The 15,630-nt window shown below is 59.9% G+C and carries 13 protein-coding genes; 10 read left to right on the forward strand and 3 right to left on the reverse strand.

Annotation, left to right across the window (positions count from 1 at the left end):
- Window positions 1-32: 32 nt before the first annotated feature.
- Window positions 33-1,346, forward strand: a complete 1,314-nt coding sequence (locus tag N436_RS13095; RefSeq protein ID WP_060498956.1) for an L-fuconate dehydratase — start codon at window positions 33-35, stop codon at window positions 1,344-1,346.
- A 66-nt stretch (window positions 1,347-1,412) separates the two neighbouring features.
- The gene (locus N436_RS13100) at window positions 1,413-2,714 is read left to right on the forward strand and encodes an MFS transporter (RefSeq protein WP_105947725.1); all 1,302 of its coding nucleotides are present in this window, start codon (window positions 1,413-1,415) and stop codon (window positions 2,712-2,714) included.
- Window positions 2,715-2,778: 64 nt separating this feature from the next.
- Here N436_RS13100 and N436_RS13105 read toward each other — a convergent pair whose 3' ends face one another.
- The 3 genes from N436_RS13105 to N436_RS13120 all read right to left on the reverse strand — a co-directional run bounded on the left by N436_RS13105 (window position 2,779) and on the right by N436_RS13120 (window position 7,049).
- Complete coding sequence (locus tag N436_RS13105) at window positions 2,779-4,131, reverse strand: GntR family transcriptional regulator (RefSeq protein WP_110741202.1); 1,353 nt, start codon at window positions 4,129-4,131, stop codon at window positions 2,779-2,781.
- Window positions 4,131-5,510 carry a hypothetical protein gene (locus N436_RS13110; RefSeq protein ID WP_105947727.1) on the reverse strand — a complete coding sequence of 460 codons (1,380 nt, stop codon included), beginning with the start codon at window positions 5,508-5,510 and terminating at the stop codon, window positions 4,131-4,133. The genes N436_RS13105 and N436_RS13110 overlap by 1 nt, the downstream gene beginning before the upstream one ends.
- Before the next feature lie 516 nt (window positions 5,511-6,026).
- Window positions 6,027-7,049 carry a zinc-dependent alcohol dehydrogenase family protein gene (locus N436_RS13120; protein WP_105947728.1) on the reverse strand — a complete coding sequence of 341 codons (1,023 nt, stop codon included), beginning with the start codon at window positions 7,047-7,049 and terminating at the stop codon, window positions 6,027-6,029.
- A gap of 206 nt (window positions 7,050-7,255) precedes the next feature.
- On the opposite strand from N436_RS13120, the gene N436_RS13125 reads away from it, so the two are divergent.
- From N436_RS13125 to N436_RS13160, 8 genes are all read left to right on the forward strand, one after another.
- Window positions 7,256-8,170: a LysR family transcriptional regulator gene (locus tag N436_RS13125; protein WP_003253946.1), complete on the forward strand. Its 915-nt coding sequence runs from the start codon at window positions 7,256-7,258 to the stop codon at window positions 8,168-8,170.
- Between the two features lie 153 nt (window positions 8,171-8,323).
- Window positions 8,324-9,592, forward strand: coding sequence for a site-specific integrase (locus N436_RS13130; RefSeq protein WP_110741203.1), 1,269 nt, complete (start codon window positions 8,324-8,326; stop codon window positions 9,590-9,592).
- Window positions 9,593-10,183: 591 nt separating this feature from the next.
- Window positions 10,184-10,921 carry a hypothetical protein gene (locus N436_RS13135; protein WP_110741204.1) on the forward strand — a complete coding sequence of 246 codons (738 nt, stop codon included), beginning with the start codon at window positions 10,184-10,186 and terminating at the stop codon, window positions 10,919-10,921.
- A 158-nt stretch (window positions 10,922-11,079) separates the two neighbouring features.
- Window positions 11,080-11,250 (forward strand): AlpA family transcriptional regulator, encoded by a 171-nt coding sequence (locus N436_RS13140; RefSeq protein ID WP_110741356.1) that lies wholly within the window; start codon window positions 11,080-11,082, stop codon window positions 11,248-11,250.
- A gap of 4 nt (window positions 11,251-11,254) precedes the next feature.
- Entirely contained in the window at window positions 11,255-12,133 is an 879-nt protein-coding gene (locus N436_RS13145; protein ID WP_110741205.1) for a ParA family protein, read from the forward strand.
- A 14-nt stretch (window positions 12,134-12,147) separates the two neighbouring features.
- The gene (locus tag N436_RS13150) at window positions 12,148-13,713 is read left to right on the forward strand and encodes a ParB family protein (protein WP_110741206.1); all 1,566 of its coding nucleotides are present in this window, start codon (window positions 12,148-12,150) and stop codon (window positions 13,711-13,713) included.
- A gap of 16 nt (window positions 13,714-13,729) precedes the next feature.
- On the forward strand, window positions 13,730-14,281 hold the full coding sequence (locus N436_RS13155; RefSeq protein ID WP_110741207.1) for a DUF2857 domain-containing protein: 552 nt from the start codon (window positions 13,730-13,732) through the stop codon (window positions 14,279-14,281).
- The gene (locus N436_RS13160) at window positions 14,275-15,495 is read left to right on the forward strand and encodes an STY4528 family pathogenicity island replication protein (protein ID WP_110741208.1); all 1,221 of its coding nucleotides are present in this window, start codon (window positions 14,275-14,277) and stop codon (window positions 15,493-15,495) included. Before N436_RS13155 ends, N436_RS13160 begins: the two co-directional genes overlap by 7 nt.
- Window positions 15,496-15,630 lie beyond the last annotated feature (135 nt).

Genomic DNA, 15,630 nt, shown 5'->3' on the forward strand with positions numbered 1-15,630 from the left:
CTCCCAGTGCTTGAACAGAACAAGAGCCGACCATGAGCATTCGTATTACCCACCTCAGCGTACGTGACATCCGTTTCCCCACTTCTCTGTCGCTGGATGGCTCAGACGCCATGAACAGCGCCCCCGACTATTCTGCCGCCTATGTGGTGCTGCACACCGACGCCGAGGCCCTCGAAGGCCACGGCCTGACGTTCACCATCGGCCGCGGCAACGAGATATGCGCGGCTGCGGTGCAGTCACTGGCGCCCTTGATCGTCGGCCTCACCCTCGATGAAATCACCGCCGACATGGGCGGCTTCTGGCACCGCTTTACCGTCAGCGACAGCCAACTGCGCTGGCTGGGCCCGGAAAAGGGCGTAATCCACCTGGCCACGGCCGCCATCATCAACGCCGTGTGGGACCTGTGGGCCAAGCACGAAGGCAAGCCCGTATGGAAACTGCTGGCCGACATGACGCCAGAGCAGCTGGTGCGCTGCCTGGACTTCAGCTATGTCACCGACGTGCTCACCCCCGAAGAAGCCATTGCCCTGCTGCGACGCCAGGCGCCAGGCAAAGCCCAGCGCGAGGCACAGATGCTGCGTGAGGGCTACCCCGGCTACACCACCGCGCCAGGCTGGTTGGGCTACAGCGAAGAGAAAATGCGCAAACTGGCCCGCGAGGCCGTGGAAGATGGCTGGACCCACATCAAGCAGAAGATCGGCGCCGACCTGGAAGAAGACATCCGCCGCGCCAGTATCCTGCGCGACGAAATCGGCTGGGAGCGCACCCTGATGATGGATGCCAACCAAGTGTGGGGGGTCGAGGAGTCGATCACCAACATGCGCCGCCTGGCCGCCTTCGAACCGCTGTGGATCGAAGAGCCGACCAGCCCGGACGACATTCTCGGCCACGCCACCATTCGCCAACGCATCGCGCCAATTGGCGTGGCTACCGGTGAACATTGCCACAACCGCGTCATGTTCAAGCAAATGTTCCAGGCCGGTGCGCTGGACTTCTGCCAGCTGGACGCTGCCCGCCTGGGCGGCCTGAACGAGGTGCTGATCGTGCTGCTGATGGCGGCCAAGTACAACGTACCGGTGTGCCCGCACGGTGGTGGCGTCGGGCTGTGCGAATATGTGCAGAACATCGCCCTGTTCGACTACATCGCAGTGTCTGCCTCGCTGCACAACCGGGTGCTGGAGTACGTCGACCACCTGCACGAGCACTTCATCGACCCGGTGGTGATCCGCCGCGGGCGCTACATGCCGCCACAACGCCCGGGCTACAGCATCGAAATGCACGCCGAAACCCTGGAGCGCTACCAGTACCCCAACGGCGCCGTGTGGCTCGACATCAACCGCTCCTGACCCACAGACCTTGGCGTGTCGCGGTTACGCGGCACGTCACCAGCACATTTCACGGGGAAAAAAACAATGACAACCCTCACCCGTGCAGCGGCTTCGGCCCCTGCCGCCACCACTGAGCAGCGCCTGAACGGCCTGCTGTTGCGCAAATTGATGCCACTGCTCATCGTCGTCTATGTGATGAGCTTTCTTGACCGCACCAACATCGCCCTGGCGAAAGCCAGCATGGGCATCGACCTGGGCCTGTCGGCAGCGGCGTACGGCCTGGGTGCCGGCCTGTTCTTCCTCACCTATGCGCTGGCCGAAGTGCCCAGCAACCTGATCATGCATCGGGTGGGCGCGCGCTTCTGGATCACCCGCATCATGATTACGTGGGGTCTGCTTTCGGCGGGCATGGCCTTCGTCCAGGGTGAAACCTCGTTCTACATCATGCGCCTGTTGCTGGGCGTAGCCGAAGCGGGCCTGTTCCCGGGTGTCATGTTGTACCTGACCTACTGGTTCGACCGCGAACAGCGCGCCCGTGCCACGGGGTATTTCCTGCTGGGCGTGTGCCTGGCCAATATCCTTAGCGGGCCACTGGGCGGTGCCCTGCTGGAAATGGACGGCGTACTTGGCTGGCATGGCTGGCAATGGCTGTTCGTGCTCGAGGGCCTGCCCGCCGTGGCCTTGGCTTTCGTGGTGTGGAAGAAGCTGCCGGACGGCCCCGCATCGGCGCCCTGGCTGTCGGCTGCCGATGCCAAGGATATCGAACGCCGCCTGGCTGCGGAGCGGGCTGGTGCGCCACAGCAAAGCAAGTTGGGGCAGATGTTCCGCGACCGGCAGATCTGGCTGGCGATCGTGGTGTACTTCGTGCACCAGATCACCATCTACACGGTGATTTTCTTCTTGCCGGGCATCATCGGCACATACGCTGCGCTATCGCCTTTCCAGGTTGGCCTGCTGACCGCGGTACCTTGGGTTGCCGCCGCCATCGGCGCCGCCACGTTCCCACGCCTGGCCACCTCACCACGCCGCTGCCGCACCTTGCTGTTCTTCGGCCTGCTGACCATGGCGACCGGGCTGCTGCTGGCCTCGCTGGCCAACTCGTTCCTTGGCCTGATCGGGTTCTCCCTGACGGCGCTGATGCTGTTCGTGGTGCAATCGATCATCTTCGTCTTCCCCTCCAGCCGCCTGAGCGGCAATGCGCTGGCGGCCGGCCTGGCCTTCGTTACCACCTGTGGCCTGTTTGGCGGCTTCGTCGGGCCTTCGGTAATGGGGCTCATCGAGCAGACCACCGGCAGCACCCGCAATGGTTTGTGGATCATTGCTGCGTTGCTGGTAGTGGCGGCACTGGTCAGCACCCGCCTGCGCCAAGGGCAGGAACAACACTGAGCAACACGCACGCTTGCACCGCCTGCAAGCGCAGCCCTGTGCTGCACTTGCAGGCACTTCGATTTCAATGTGAGAAGCGGGCACGGCGCCGACAGCCTTGCTCCAGCGCTTGCGCCAAACGCTCCGCCGCTTGGTGCAGGTCGTCCGGCAGCCCGCCCGGCCACATCAACGCCAGGTATTGCGGGTAACGCCCCTGCACGCAGAACTGCGCGCCCGGCAGCGCATGCAACGCTGAACCTGCCAAAGCTGCGGCAACACGCTCCCATACCAGCGGCTGGCGAAAGCAAACCCACAGCATGTGCCCACCTTGCGGCATCTCAAACCTCACCTGTTGGCCAAATTGCAGCTCAAGCACATGCGCCAGGCCGTGAGTGCGCTTTTGCAGGTCTGTGCGCAGGTGTACCAGTTGTACGTCCATTTCCCCCTTGCCGAGCATGTGCGCAAGCGCTTGCAGACGCAGTGGCGCAAGCCGAAACGCACGTTCGACGAATGCCTTGGCCAGCACGGCGTCTTTGCTCAACAAATAGGCATACGGTGCTTCGGCCCCTACCGCAGGCTCGAACGTGCCCATCACCAGCAGCCTGTGCGGGTCGACCCAGTCACGCAGGCGCTTTTTGGGGGGCCCGTTGTAACAGAGCTCACTGTCCAGGTCGTTTTCCAGCAGCCAAACAGGGTGTTGGCCTAGCAACAGGCCAAGCTGTTGCTGATAGTACGGTGAAACCAGCCGCCCTTGCGGCATGCCCAGGCACGATGGCATGACCAGCATCTTTACAGGCTCGCTCCCCAGCAGCGTGGCCAGAGTGTGCAGGTCCGGATTACCCCGGGCATCCGGTGGCACCTCCAGCACACGCATGCCTGCACGCGTCAGGGCGCGCAGCACTTGCCGGCAACAGGGCGAATGCACCAGCACGGTACCGCCCTGCAAGGCCAGCGCCGCCAGCAGCGTCTCCAGCAACGCCGGCACATCAGGCGCCAGTTGCACATCATCGCGACACCAGTACTGGCTGGAAGAACGGGTATAGCGTTCTGCCAACGCACTGCGCAGGCGGGTGCTGCCAAGTGCCCCCCAAGGCTCGGCGCTGCGATCACGCTGGCGGGCGAAACGCCGTTCGTGGCCAAACAGGGCACGCTCCAGCAGCGGTTGCACGGGGGGTGGCAGGCAGGGCGTGGTCACCGCTTGCACTTTGCCGGCGTGTTGTACGTAATAACCCGACCTCGGCAAGCAGCGTACGCGGCCCTCCTCTTCCAGCAGGCTGTAGGCGCTCTGCACGGTTGCCAACGACACCCGCAGCCGTCTCGACAGTGTGCGCAGTGACGGCAAGCGGCATGGGCCACCGCTTGCCGCCTGATCGATCAAGGCTTCCAGGTAGCGATATACCTGGCGATACGCGAACTCGCCGGGGGCCACTCGCCCCATCAGGACAACCCCGCAAAACCGCGCCTCAGCCCCGACGCCTGCCGAGGCATCAACCTCAAGTGCACGTCGCGGCGGGCCAGGTTGTTCAGCAGGCGCCAGGCGGTCAGCGGCAATTGCCCGCTATAAATCGCCCGCAACTGCACCAGCGGCAGGCCACTGGTGTTCACCAGCCAGGCTTTCACCGCATCTGGGCAGGGTTTGCCCTGCAACGCCCGGTGTAGATACGGCAACGCCACCAACATGTCGGCATGCCGGCATTGCAGGAAACGTTCGAGGTTCTTCCCTTGCCGGGCAAAAGGGCTGAATAGCAAGCACACCAGCTGCGTCTGATTGATGCCGTAGGTTTTGCCGAGTTGCGACTGATGCATTTCGTGTTGCTTGCTACCGCCCGACTGCCCGGCCAGGCGCAACGCGGGGCGGCTGGACTGAGGATCCAGGCTGCGTGCACGCAGTTCATGCAACTGTGCCGCGGCTTGCGGATCGACGAATGCCGACAGTGGCCAGGCATCCGGGGCGTTCTCGATGCTACAACCCAGCATGCTATCAAGCGGCTGTGCTTCGACCACGTACGGTAGCAGGTCATCGAGGGCAATCAGCCGCACCATCTCCCTTTCTGCTGCGTCGCCCAATGCCGGCTGGCTAGTGGGGGCGCCCCCGACAACCCCATGCAACCGGCCCAGACCTTGGGCCAGCACCGCCAGGCACTGGTGCATCGCATACGGGCCGCGCTCGCCGGACAGGCGCAGGCTACGCCGGGCCCATGCCAGGTATCGGCGCCGCTGGGCACCGGGTATGGCGGTGACCAATGCATCGGCAGGTGCCTGTGCCTGCAACGCAAAGCCTATGGCCCCCGCCAGCTCCAGGTGCAGACGGCTACCCAGCAAGGCTTCAGGCCTCGCGTCGACCAAGTGGCCGAACATCAACAAGGCGTCTTTCGCCAGTGCCCAACGCTCGGGCCTGGCCGAGGGCTGGCGGCGAAACGGCACCACTGCGCCACCCTCGATCATCTGCAGCTGCACCCGCGGGTCATCCTGCATGAACAGTGCGCTGAAGCTGCGCTCATGCGCGTCCAGCCTGGCGCTGTCCGCAACCGGCAAGCTGACCACCAGCACCCGCAGCTGGAAGGTTACCGGCGCACGCAGGGCAATACTCAATTGTGCGGCACGCAGCATCGCCAACAGCCTGGCACTGTGGCGATCGCCGCCCTGCAACACCTGCAAGCGGAAGGTACCGATGTACTCGAGCCCGCCCGCCGCAACCAGCAGCCGCTGTATCAGCAACTGCAGGGAAGCACGCTGCGCCTGTGACATGTGGCTCAACAAGCGTTCGAGCACTTGTTCGTAGACGTAATGCATTGCCTGGTCGTGAATAGCTGTCACGAAATCACCTCACCCACTTCATTCAGCCGACACATGCCGAGCCCACTGTATTGAGCTTGAACCTGCGCCAAACTTACCCAGAAGAAATTTCCTACAATCGAATAGAAGTAATGACGTAACCCTTCACTGTCGCCAAGCCATCGAGAAAAGCCCTCCGCCACGATGACCTATCGCTAACGCACATTGCCCTGGCCTGGGCATAGCCATGCTCATTTCACGCTCCTTGCGCAAACTACTACCGGGCCATTATCGAGGGATGCAGAGCGAATTGAAGATACAGATTGCGGCAAAAAAACCATTCACCAGAAGTACGAACGCACATTGAAGCGCATGGCGAATGCGTTCAAGCCAGATTATTTGGCGGAATATTTCCGACAATTAAAAACCACCCCACTTAGATGTAGTACTTGTCACATTCAATTGTAGGAACGTTCCTATTTTTAATGTTTCAACCCCATCCCGCAGACACAAAAAAACCCGGGACTCGCCCGGGTTTTCCAGTAACGCATGCAACCGTCAGTGTTGTGCCATGTCCAGCACCACCCGCCCGCCGCACGGGCATTGGTCCATGTAGCGATGCGCCTCTACCACCTGCTCGAACGGATACACCTTGATGATCTGCGGTGTCAGCAACTGGTCGGCGGTGAACTGGTTGATGTCGCGCAAGGCGCGCTGCAAGGCCACCTGGTCCTGGCTGATGCCAAGTTCTGGCTTGCCGGTGAAGTTGCCAATGCAATGCACATAGAACTGGATGTTCTTCTGGAAAGCCGCGCACGCCGGGAACGGCGTTTGATTGCCGCCTTGCAGGCCATACAGCACCAGGCTGCCACGCGGTGCCAGCACGTCGCCCAGCAGCGACATCTGCGGGCCGCCCATGCCATCGAGAACCATGTCCACGCCGCGGCCATCGGTATACTTGCCAACCTGCAGCAGCAAGTCCTGCTCTTCGGTGACAATCACTTTGTCGGCGCCCAGGCCCAGCAGGTACTCACGCTGCTCAGCTTCCTTGGTGGCCGCAAACACTTTCAGCCCCAATGCCTTGCCCAGCTGCACGAAGGCAGGGCCGGCGCAATGGCTGGCATCGGTGACCAGCGCAGTCTGCCCGGCCTTGGCCCGCGCCAGGTCGACGTAGGCGAAATAGGCGATCAGCAGCGGCGTATAATGCACGCTGGCCTCGATCGGGGTGAGTACATCCGGATAGCGGGTAATGGCTGAACGCGGCAGCACGATGACATCACCATACACCGGGTGGTCGTTGGCACTGGTAGCCGGGAAGCTGGCAACCCGATCACCGACGGCAATGTCTTCTACCCCTTCACCGACCGCCGTCACCACCCCGGCCATTTCGTGGCCGATCCCCGCAGGCAGCCGTGCCTGGGACGGCGCCAGGTTCTGGCGCCAAAGCACGTCATACCAGCTGACGCCAACCGCCTGGACGCGGATCTGAACCTCGTCGGCAGCGGGTGACGGTTCGGCCTGCTCCTCGCAACGGAGCACATCGGCAGCGCCGAACTTGTGGAAACGGATCATGCGGGACATCGCATACCTCGCCTTTGTGAACCTCTAATTACCACTGACTCTATCCGGGCTTTACCGGTTAGACCATCAGCGGTCATTAATAGTCGACATGCTTGTCATCGATTGGGCACCTCACTTTCCCTGCAATTGGTCCCCCTAAACCCGTGCAGGGTAACAGCCTTTGGCCTTAAGATTCACCCCTGCCCCACTTTAGGCGAAGCGCACCGATGAATCGAAACGACCTGCGTCGCGTAGACCTCAACCTGCTGATCGTGTTCGAAACGCTGATGCACGAGCGCAGCGTGACCCGTGCCGCGGAAAAACTGTTCCTCGGCCAACCGGCCATCAGCGCGGCCCTGTCGCGCCTGCGCAACCTGTTCGACGACCCGCTGTTCGTGCGCACCGGGCGCAGCATGGAGCCCTCGGCGCGGGCCCACGAGATCTTCGCCCTGCTGTCGCCGGCGCTGGACTCCATTTCCACGGCGGTCAGCCGCGCGGCCGAATTCGACCCCGCCACCAGCAATGCCGTCTTCCGCATCGGCCTGTCGGACGACGCCGAGTTCGCCCTGCTGCCACAGTTGCTCAAGCGCATTCGCGCAGAAGCGCCTGGTATCGTGCTGGTGGTGCGGCGGGTCAATTACCTGCTGATGCCTACGTTGCTGGCTTCGGGCGAGATTTCGGTGGGCGTCAGCTACACCAGCGAACTGCCGGCCAACGCCAAACGCAAAGTGCTGCGCCGCAGCATGCCGAAACTGCTGCGGGCCGACAGCGTGCCCGGCAGCATCACCCTGGACGACTTCTGTGCCCGCCCGCATGCACTGGTGTCGTTTGCCGGGGACCTTTCCGGGTTTATCGACGAAGCGTTGGAAGAAATTGGTCGCAAGCGCCATGTGGTGCTGGCGGTGCCGCAGTTCAACGGGCTGGGGAGCTTGCTGGCAGGCACGGATATCGTGGCCACGGTACCGGACTACACGGCCGATGCACTGACGGCGGCGGGTGGATTGCGGGCTGAGGACTTGCCGATACCCGTGCGCAGTTTCGAGCTGCACATGGCTTGGCGCGGGGCGCAGGATAACGACCCGGCGGAGCGGTGGTTACGGTCGAGGATCCAGATGTTCTTCGGGGATCCCGATAGCCTTTGACTGGATTCCACCAAGATCCATAAATACGATAATTAACAACTAGTTACGGCAAATTCACATCCACTGCCGTCCGTCGCATTCCGCTAGTTTCCGAGACTATCGGGGGTATCTTTGAGGGTACTTTTCACACCTCGAAAAATGGTACCCCCAGCGATGTCTCCCGAAATTTCACCAAAATTCCGGCGTAAGCTCAGCGATGCCTTCATCCGGTCTCAGACATCGCCTGGCAAGTACTCCGACGGCGAGGTGCCGGGCCTGTACCTCCAGGTAAAAGCGTCGCTCAAGCCGGACAAGCCAGCGTCCAAATACTGGAGAATGAAATACCGCTTGCATGGCAAGGAGAACGTCTTTGCGATCGGGAGTTATCCCGATGTTGGCTTGAAGGAAGCGCGAGATATTGCACGATCGGCACGCCGCGATGTAGCCAACAATACCGCCCCATTGAAAGCAAAAATTGCCAAAATGGAAGCTCAGCTGCTCAATGAAGAACGCACCTTTGCATACGTCTCCGAGCAATGGATGGCTTTCAAATCCTCTGACCTCGTACCCAAGTCAGTCGCTGGCTTCCGTGGTGCACTAAACAACCACATCCTTCCAGCCATCGGTCAAAAGCCAGTCGCCGAGATCAAGCTTGAGCATGTCACCTCGATCATTGCCGAGCTTCGCCATCGTCGTACCCTCGCGATGGCAAAGCGTGTACGTACCATCATCCGGGCCATATTGGGATTTGCGGAGGGCCGCGGATGGATTGAGCGTAATGTCGCACTGAGCAACAGTGAGGAGCTTAAGGTTCGCCACGTAGTGACCAGCAATCCTGCGATCGAAAGGCCCGCGGACTTAGGCAAATTTCTACTGCGCCTGGATGATCTGCACGACGGTAGCGTAACCAATGCGATGCGCCTACTGGTGATGCTCCCAGTACGGCCCGGAGAATTGGTGAAGATGCGGTGGGAGGATGTCGACCTTGTCGGCGCTGACTGGCGCTATGTCGTCGGCAAAACAAAACATCTAGACAAAACGAAACATATCGTTCCTTTGCCAGAGCAGGCCCTGATCCTCTTGCGTGAGCTAGAGAGTAACCGCGTCGTCGATGAAGCCGGCAACGGCTGGGTATTCGTTTCCCCGGTCTATCCAGGTCGACCTATTGACTCAACGTCCATGCTCAAGTCGTTCCAGCGAATCTGGCCAGAATACGCCATCACTGCCCACGGGTTCCGCGCGACCTATCGAACCATCGCCCATGAACATTTGGGCGTTGATCCGATAGTCCTAGAGCTCTCACTATCACATCGGATGCCTGGAGCGCTTGGTGCCGTATACGCGCGCGCCCAGCTTCTCAGTCAGCGTAGGGAAGCTGCCCAGTTGTGGTCTGACTATCTCGATCAACTACGTAGGCATGCCCGACAGGAGTCCGGGGAGTAGACGAAGGGTCAAGGGCTTCGCTTTCAAAGCCGCGCGGGTATTTTCTCAGTCTGAGAGGCCCCTCCTCCCTCAAAACCGCTGGCGATGATTCTGGACATCGATGCAACTCGGTTTTGTGTTAAAGCCTGTGCTCGATGGGGCTCGGGAGCCCTGAGCACGTGAAATCGACTCCAACCAAATCAACCAATCTGTTTGATGATGAACGACATCAATGTATAGTTAGGCCACTCAGATCCGGACGTCTGCGCGATGAGAATTATTGACGTAGGACCAGAACAACCAGCCACTCACAGCGGGACTCGCCCAAAGGCCTGGTTTGGTGGCATGCAAGGGACCCCAACAGGTTTCACCTTCTCGAGCTGCTCAACACCGCCTACAAAACGAAGGTACGCAACACTCCGACGTGCAGCTTCAAGGTCACCCTTCCTCAAACGATTTGTGGAAAATTTACGTTTTCCGTGTTCCGCGTAAGTGGCTGTTTTGATGCGTAGTTGATAATGCTCTGCTGCTGAGCGGTATGTGGTTGCTCTAGAGCACATGCTGACACAGCAAGGCTTGAGCTCAGGGACATGACTGCAGGAGGCTGAGCAGATGGCATCAACCAGAAACTCCTACCATCCGATTGGTGCTGCGCTTCTCTGGTGTGACCTCGCAGCCCATGAAGCCGACATCATGCAGGTCGCCTTGACATGCCCCGAAAAGTTGTCGACTCATTTTCCGCAATGGCCATTTCTCCATGCGTACGTCGAACGCATATACGACGCCATCGCGCGCTACGAGCTACCGGCGATGTACCTTGGCAGTCCGATCACTCCTGACAATCAGGTCGACCGAGCATTTGTAACTCTTCGACATACTGATCTGCGTATTTGGATTGCCCGTTACTATCCCGATGAGAAACCGGAGTTTCTTTTCTCGAGAGATCTCGATCACTCCCAATGCATAAGCCTTGGCGTACACCTGGCTCAGAAAGCCGAGCTGGATGCAATTCAGCGCGAACTAGCCAAATGCCATGCACAGCTGGCGTCGCTGGAGACTGAGCTAGCTGGACAGTCACATGAAAGGCGAACACTTTCAAACCGCCTTGATGCGCTTGCTACCCCGAGGGAAGCTTCAAGCATGGTGCTTTCCGTCATCATTGCGTCGCTACTCGATGTCACTCTAGCCAGATCGAGCTCAACCCGATTTCCGTCGATCTATAAAAACCAATCAGCAATTGTCGACGCCATCGTCAACCGCTTCCCAAGCACTCCAGGGTTGAGCAAACGCACCCTCGATCGGAAATTTGCTGAGGCCCGACGCCATTTGGCCCAAGTCCTAGAGCGCTAGCGTCGAGTTGCCAGGCAATAGGTATCATTGCCTGGCAATGATTTTTTACGTCGATCGCACTTCACTATCCGTCACATCCCAAGACGCGCCACCCCGCGCTAAGGAGTGACATCGTGCAATCCATCATCCCCACTTCCCTGTCGGCCGATCGACACATCATGCGTCGCGATGAGGTTGAGCAAAAAACCGGCTTCAAACGTTCTCACATCTATAACTTGATGAAAGCTGGGCTGTTCCCGCAGTGCCGACGGATTGGTACTCGCGCAGTCGGCTGGGACTCAATTGAAATCGAGCAGTGGGTTCAGGACCGACTCTCTGCAGGGGACTGACGCGATGAAGGTCCTTTCGTTGATCTCAACCAAAGGTGGCGCCGGCAAGACGACGGTCGCCGCCAATCTTGGCGGCTTGCTAGCCGACTTCGGGCTACGCGTACTGCTACTGGATCTCGACAGCCAACCGACGCTTTCCAGTTACTACGCTCTGGCTACGACTTGCGAGTCCGGCAGTTACGAGCTCATCTGCCAGAAATTCAGCTCAACTGAGCAGGTGATTACACATACGAAAATTCCTCGATTGTCGTTAATCGCCTCCAATGATCGCGCTGGTCATATGAGCACTCTGTTACTACACGCGGCCGATGGACGCCTGCGCCTGCGCAACCTGTTACCCATCTTCGAGGAAAACTATGATGTGCTTATCGTCGACACCCAAGGCGCGCGTAGTGTCGTTGTCGAGATGGCCATTCTTGCCTCCGACTGCGCAGTCTGCCCCGTTCCACCAGAAATGCTGGCTGCGCGCGAACTGCGACGTGGGACCCTCGAGCTGCTGGACGAACTGAAGCCGTACCGCTCTCTGGGGGTACCACTGCCGACGGTGAAGTTGTTGCTGAATCAGGTGAATGCGAATCGCCGCGACACCCGATTGATCATGGAGAGCTTGCGAGAATCCTTCAAGACTGATCCGCTCGTCAGCGTCTGCTCCACTGTGATTCCCGATCGAGTTGCTTATCTCAATGCTGCCTCTCTCGGACTGCCCGTACATCGCGTTGAGTCCGCCGTCCCTGGTCACAGCCGCAACCGTTGCGCAGCAGAAATCATGCATGCCTTGGCAATCGAGCTGCTACCGGACTGGGCCGATCACTTACGCTCCCTGGTGAGACCCAACTCTAAAAAAATAACAGCTGGAAGCAGCCGGCTGACCCACCGTAGCTGACCGGAGAACGCGTGATGAAGCCACCGACCTCCGAAGATATAACCCGCCAACTACACAAACCGCACTTCCCACAGAAGAGCCGTGAGCAGCCGGCCGACCCTGTTGGTGAAACGGCAATGGTCGTTACGCTGGAGCAATTGCGCCCCTACGAGCTGAATCCTCGGGTGGTGCGCAACCCACTGTATGACGAGCTCAAAGCCTCCATTCGTGAGCGCGGCCTGGACCATCCACCATCCATCACTCGTCGGCCCAACGAGCAGCACTTCATCATTCGCAATGGCGGCAACACTCGCCTGAGCATCCTCGGCGAACTATGGCAGGAAACTCACGAGGAACAGTTCTTCCGCCTCAATTGCCTGTTCCGCCCCTGGCAATCCGAGCCGCATGCCTTGCTCGGACATTTGGCAGAAAGCGATCTGCATGGACAACTGACATTCATCGAACGGGCGCTGGCGGTCGCGAAACTATTGGACATGCTCCAGGAGCCCGGCGAGACCCTCAGTCAGCGTGAGCTTGCAATACGCTTGAGCAAGGGTGGGTATCCCATCTCGCAATCGCACATCAGTCGCATGTTCGATGCAGTAGAGCATCTCCTGCCCTCCATTCCCCAGTTACTCTATTCAGGCCTCGGTAAACCCAGTATCGAGCGCGTGATTACCCTGCGACGCCGAGCGGAGTCGACCTGGAATCAGTATCTCGGTGATCCCCAGCAGTTCTCGCTGCTCTGGATGGAGGTGTTGTCTACCTTCGATGACGAGAAACCCGAGCTAGATACCAGCCATCTACAGGATGAACTCATCGCTAAACTGGCTGTATACCTGAACCAATCGCCACGAGTCCTTGCGCTGGACATCCACCAAGACAGCCGCGCGCTGCCGAACCCCGCACCACCAATGCCACGCCTATCGCAACAGGACCCACCCCCCAGCCCAGCACCAGCACCAGCACCAGCACCAGCACCAGCACCAGCAGCGAATCAGGTTATCGAGTCAGCGCAAATTCCTGAGTCGGCAAACGTTGATCCGGGCGTGGCCAGTGTTGAATACACTTCCCCCCCTCAACCTCGACTACCACATATCCTGCAAGCGCTTGGAAACGAACCGTCCGGAAACGAGCCATCAGAGGTCAATGATTCAGGCCGAACCTCGTCGGGTCCGGCGAACACCCGATTTGGAACTACCGACGACATCTACGGCCTGCGGGAACACTGTGCCGAACTGGCGAAAGACCTCGCTGATTACGCCGATGCCGACGATTTGGTGCTGCGACAATCAGACGGTCTCGGTTTCATCCTGGCTCTGGACCAGAACGCCACCCTCACCCCTCGACGCACGGGCATCCAACTTCTTCTCTCGGCGCTGTTGCGCCTGCAGGATGACGTGGGCTGGGCGCAACGCCAGCAGTTGCCAGCAGCCCTGTTTGGGCAATTGCTGATCGGTGTTTACGACCTTCCATTTGCCGAGCGCCCTGCCCTGACCATTGACCTTGAGCGCTTGCCAGACGAGCAACTGGAGCAATTGTTTGCCCTGATCCGCCATGCACGGCAGTTGATCGATATTACGCTGTCGACCCTCCGTTAACGTGAGGAGCCACCTCATGACCACGACTTTCAACCTGCTGAACCATGCCATGTTGAACCAGGTGCTGCATGAGCTGCGCCACGGGCGTTTGCAACGCTGCAAAGCCCTCGGCCTGGCGGATGAGGACATTGAGGTATTGCAGTCGTTACCGCCGACCACGCTGTCGCAGCTGGCCCATTCGACGATCAGTTGGGTGGAGATCAAAGTTGACACCACCGTGTTGCGACGGCTCATTGCCCAGGCCGAGCGGGACGAACTAAACGAGCGACTGATCAACCGAGCGCTGAAACTCGGGGCCAGCTCCAGCATCATGTACCGCTGGTTCGGCCTGGATCATTCGGAAACCGCCCTTCGCCGCCGGATCCTGAAGATCGAAACCCACCGCGGTCGACCGGTACAACTAACCGAGGCACAGGAGCATGCGGTGTGGAACCGCTGGAGCCAGTTGCGTGAGGAAGACCCGGAGAATGATCCACTCGACGCGATGATGATGCTCGCTGAAGAGCAGCACATCAGCCTGACGCTGATCTGGCAACAGATCGAACTGTACGGAGGTGCCCCATGCTGAGCTTCTACGAGGTCGATTGGCAGGACGTCGTGCGCCAGTGCTACGACGCGCTCCGGCGGCGCTTGGAATGGCAGGCCACGCAGGCAAAACTGGCAGAGTCCGCTGCTGCGGCGGCACCGATACGCACGATCTACTATGGCGACAATGATCCATTGCCCCTGAAGCTGTTGCTGGATCGCCGCCTCACGCCGCTCGAGCGCAACACTTGGCAGGTCCTGCGTTGGCTGATCACCGAGCGTAAGGTGCAGACACCCCGCTATCAGGATCTTCAGCCCTACTTGGCGACCAGCCCCTGCGGTGCCCAGGCCTCCCGTGAAACGATCGCCCGGGCGCTCAATGTGCTACGAACCACCCGCTGGCTGAGCCTGGTCGAGCGTTCGCGGGATGCACAGGGCTGTCTGCGCGGTTCCGTCTATGTGCTGCACGGAGATCCTTTGACGGCGGCCGAGCAGTTAGAGCTCGACAGCGGCTACCGATCACTGCTGCTGCAAAATCTAACCCATGCCACCAAAGGCGTCAGGGATGTCGCCGGGCATGTGATCGCAGACATTCAGGCAGACCCCAAGGTCGCCGCTGCCGACAAGGCCATGCTTGCGATGCCCCCGGCGGTGGCGGAGCAACACACGCTGCCGCTGATGAGCAATGAGGCGGCGTATTCCGAACGCGGTGAATACCACTGGGTTCGGAATACGCAAGCCCCGGCAACGTATTCCGAATCCAGCGGCAGAACCCCTGTTTCCGCTGCCGTTCGGAATGCCGACGACGGCCGTACAGTACAAAAAGACAAAAGCAAAAAAAGTACAGTACTGGCACACGTGGAGTTCGGACGAGCGCGCTGGCCAGAAGACCTAAAACTGAGTCCTGCCGAGCGGCGCATGGCTTCCCAAGCAATGCGCCCGCTAGAGCCAGAACAACAGCAAGCGGTAATCAACGAGGCGGCGGTACGTTGCGCCCGCGGCGAGATCCGAAAGCCGGTCGCCTATCTGATGGGGCTGATCAAGCGAGCGTGCCAAGGCGAATTCAACTTGTGGGCCGCACGCAGCGATACGACTGCTCCAGAGCACAAAGCTCGGCAGCCGCCAGCCACTGTGACGGAACCTGAACCCCCTCGCGAACGCCGGCAGCCCGGCGAGCAGCGCACCGCCTCGCCACTTGCCCTCGCCTGCCTGGAAGAACTCAAACAGCGTTGCCGCGTCCCGAATGCAACGACCTAGCACCGGAACACTGTGGATTTGATGCCTAGTGTGATCAAGTCCATGGACGTCCATTGTCTGAAAATACGAGCCCAGCACCTTCGCGTTGATCCAAGCCGAGTGCGGTGACAGAGCTCATCGTCTGCCTCACTTCAA

The organism is Pseudomonas sp. RV120224-01b (genome assembly GCF_003208145.1).
GTDB lineage: Bacteria > Pseudomonadota > Gammaproteobacteria > Pseudomonadales > Pseudomonadaceae > Aquipseudomonas > Aquipseudomonas monteilii.

Coding starts and splice junctions, on each gene's coding strand:
- N436_RS13095 (WP_060498956.1), top strand. CDS start 33: ATGAGCATTCGTATTACCCACCTCAGCGTACGTGACATCCGTTTCCCC.
- N436_RS13125 (WP_003253946.1), top strand. CDS start 7,256: ATGAATCGAAACGACCTGCGTCGCGTAGACCTCAACCTGCTGATCGTG.
- N436_RS13160 (WP_110741208.1), top strand. CDS start 14,275: ATGCTGAGCTTCTACGAGGTCGATTGGCAGGACGTCGTGCGCCAGTGC.
- N436_RS13100 (WP_105947725.1), top strand. CDS start 1,413: ATGACAACCCTCACCCGTGCAGCGGCTTCGGCCCCTGCCGCCACCACT.
- N436_RS13140 (WP_110741356.1), top strand. CDS start 11,080: ATGCGTCGCGATGAGGTTGAGCAAAAAACCGGCTTCAAACGTTCTCAC.
- N436_RS13150 (WP_110741206.1), top strand. CDS start 12,148: ATGAAGCCACCGACCTCCGAAGATATAACCCGCCAACTACACAAACCG.
- N436_RS13145 (WP_110741205.1), top strand. CDS start 11,255: ATGAAGGTCCTTTCGTTGATCTCAACCAAAGGTGGCGCCGGCAAGACG.
- N436_RS13105 (WP_110741202.1), bottom strand. CDS start 4,131: ATGGGGCGAGTGGCCCCCGGCGAGTTCGCGTATCGCCAGGTATATCGC.
- N436_RS13120 (WP_105947728.1), bottom strand. CDS start 7,049: ATGTCCCGCATGATCCGTTTCCACAAGTTCGGCGCTGCCGATGTGCTC.
- N436_RS13130 (WP_110741203.1), top strand. CDS start 8,324: ATGTCTCCCGAAATTTCACCAAAATTCCGGCGTAAGCTCAGCGATGCC.
- N436_RS13155 (WP_110741207.1), top strand. CDS start 13,730: ATGACCACGACTTTCAACCTGCTGAACCATGCCATGTTGAACCAGGTG.
- N436_RS13135 (WP_110741204.1), top strand. CDS start 10,184: ATGGCATCAACCAGAAACTCCTACCATCCGATTGGTGCTGCGCTTCTC.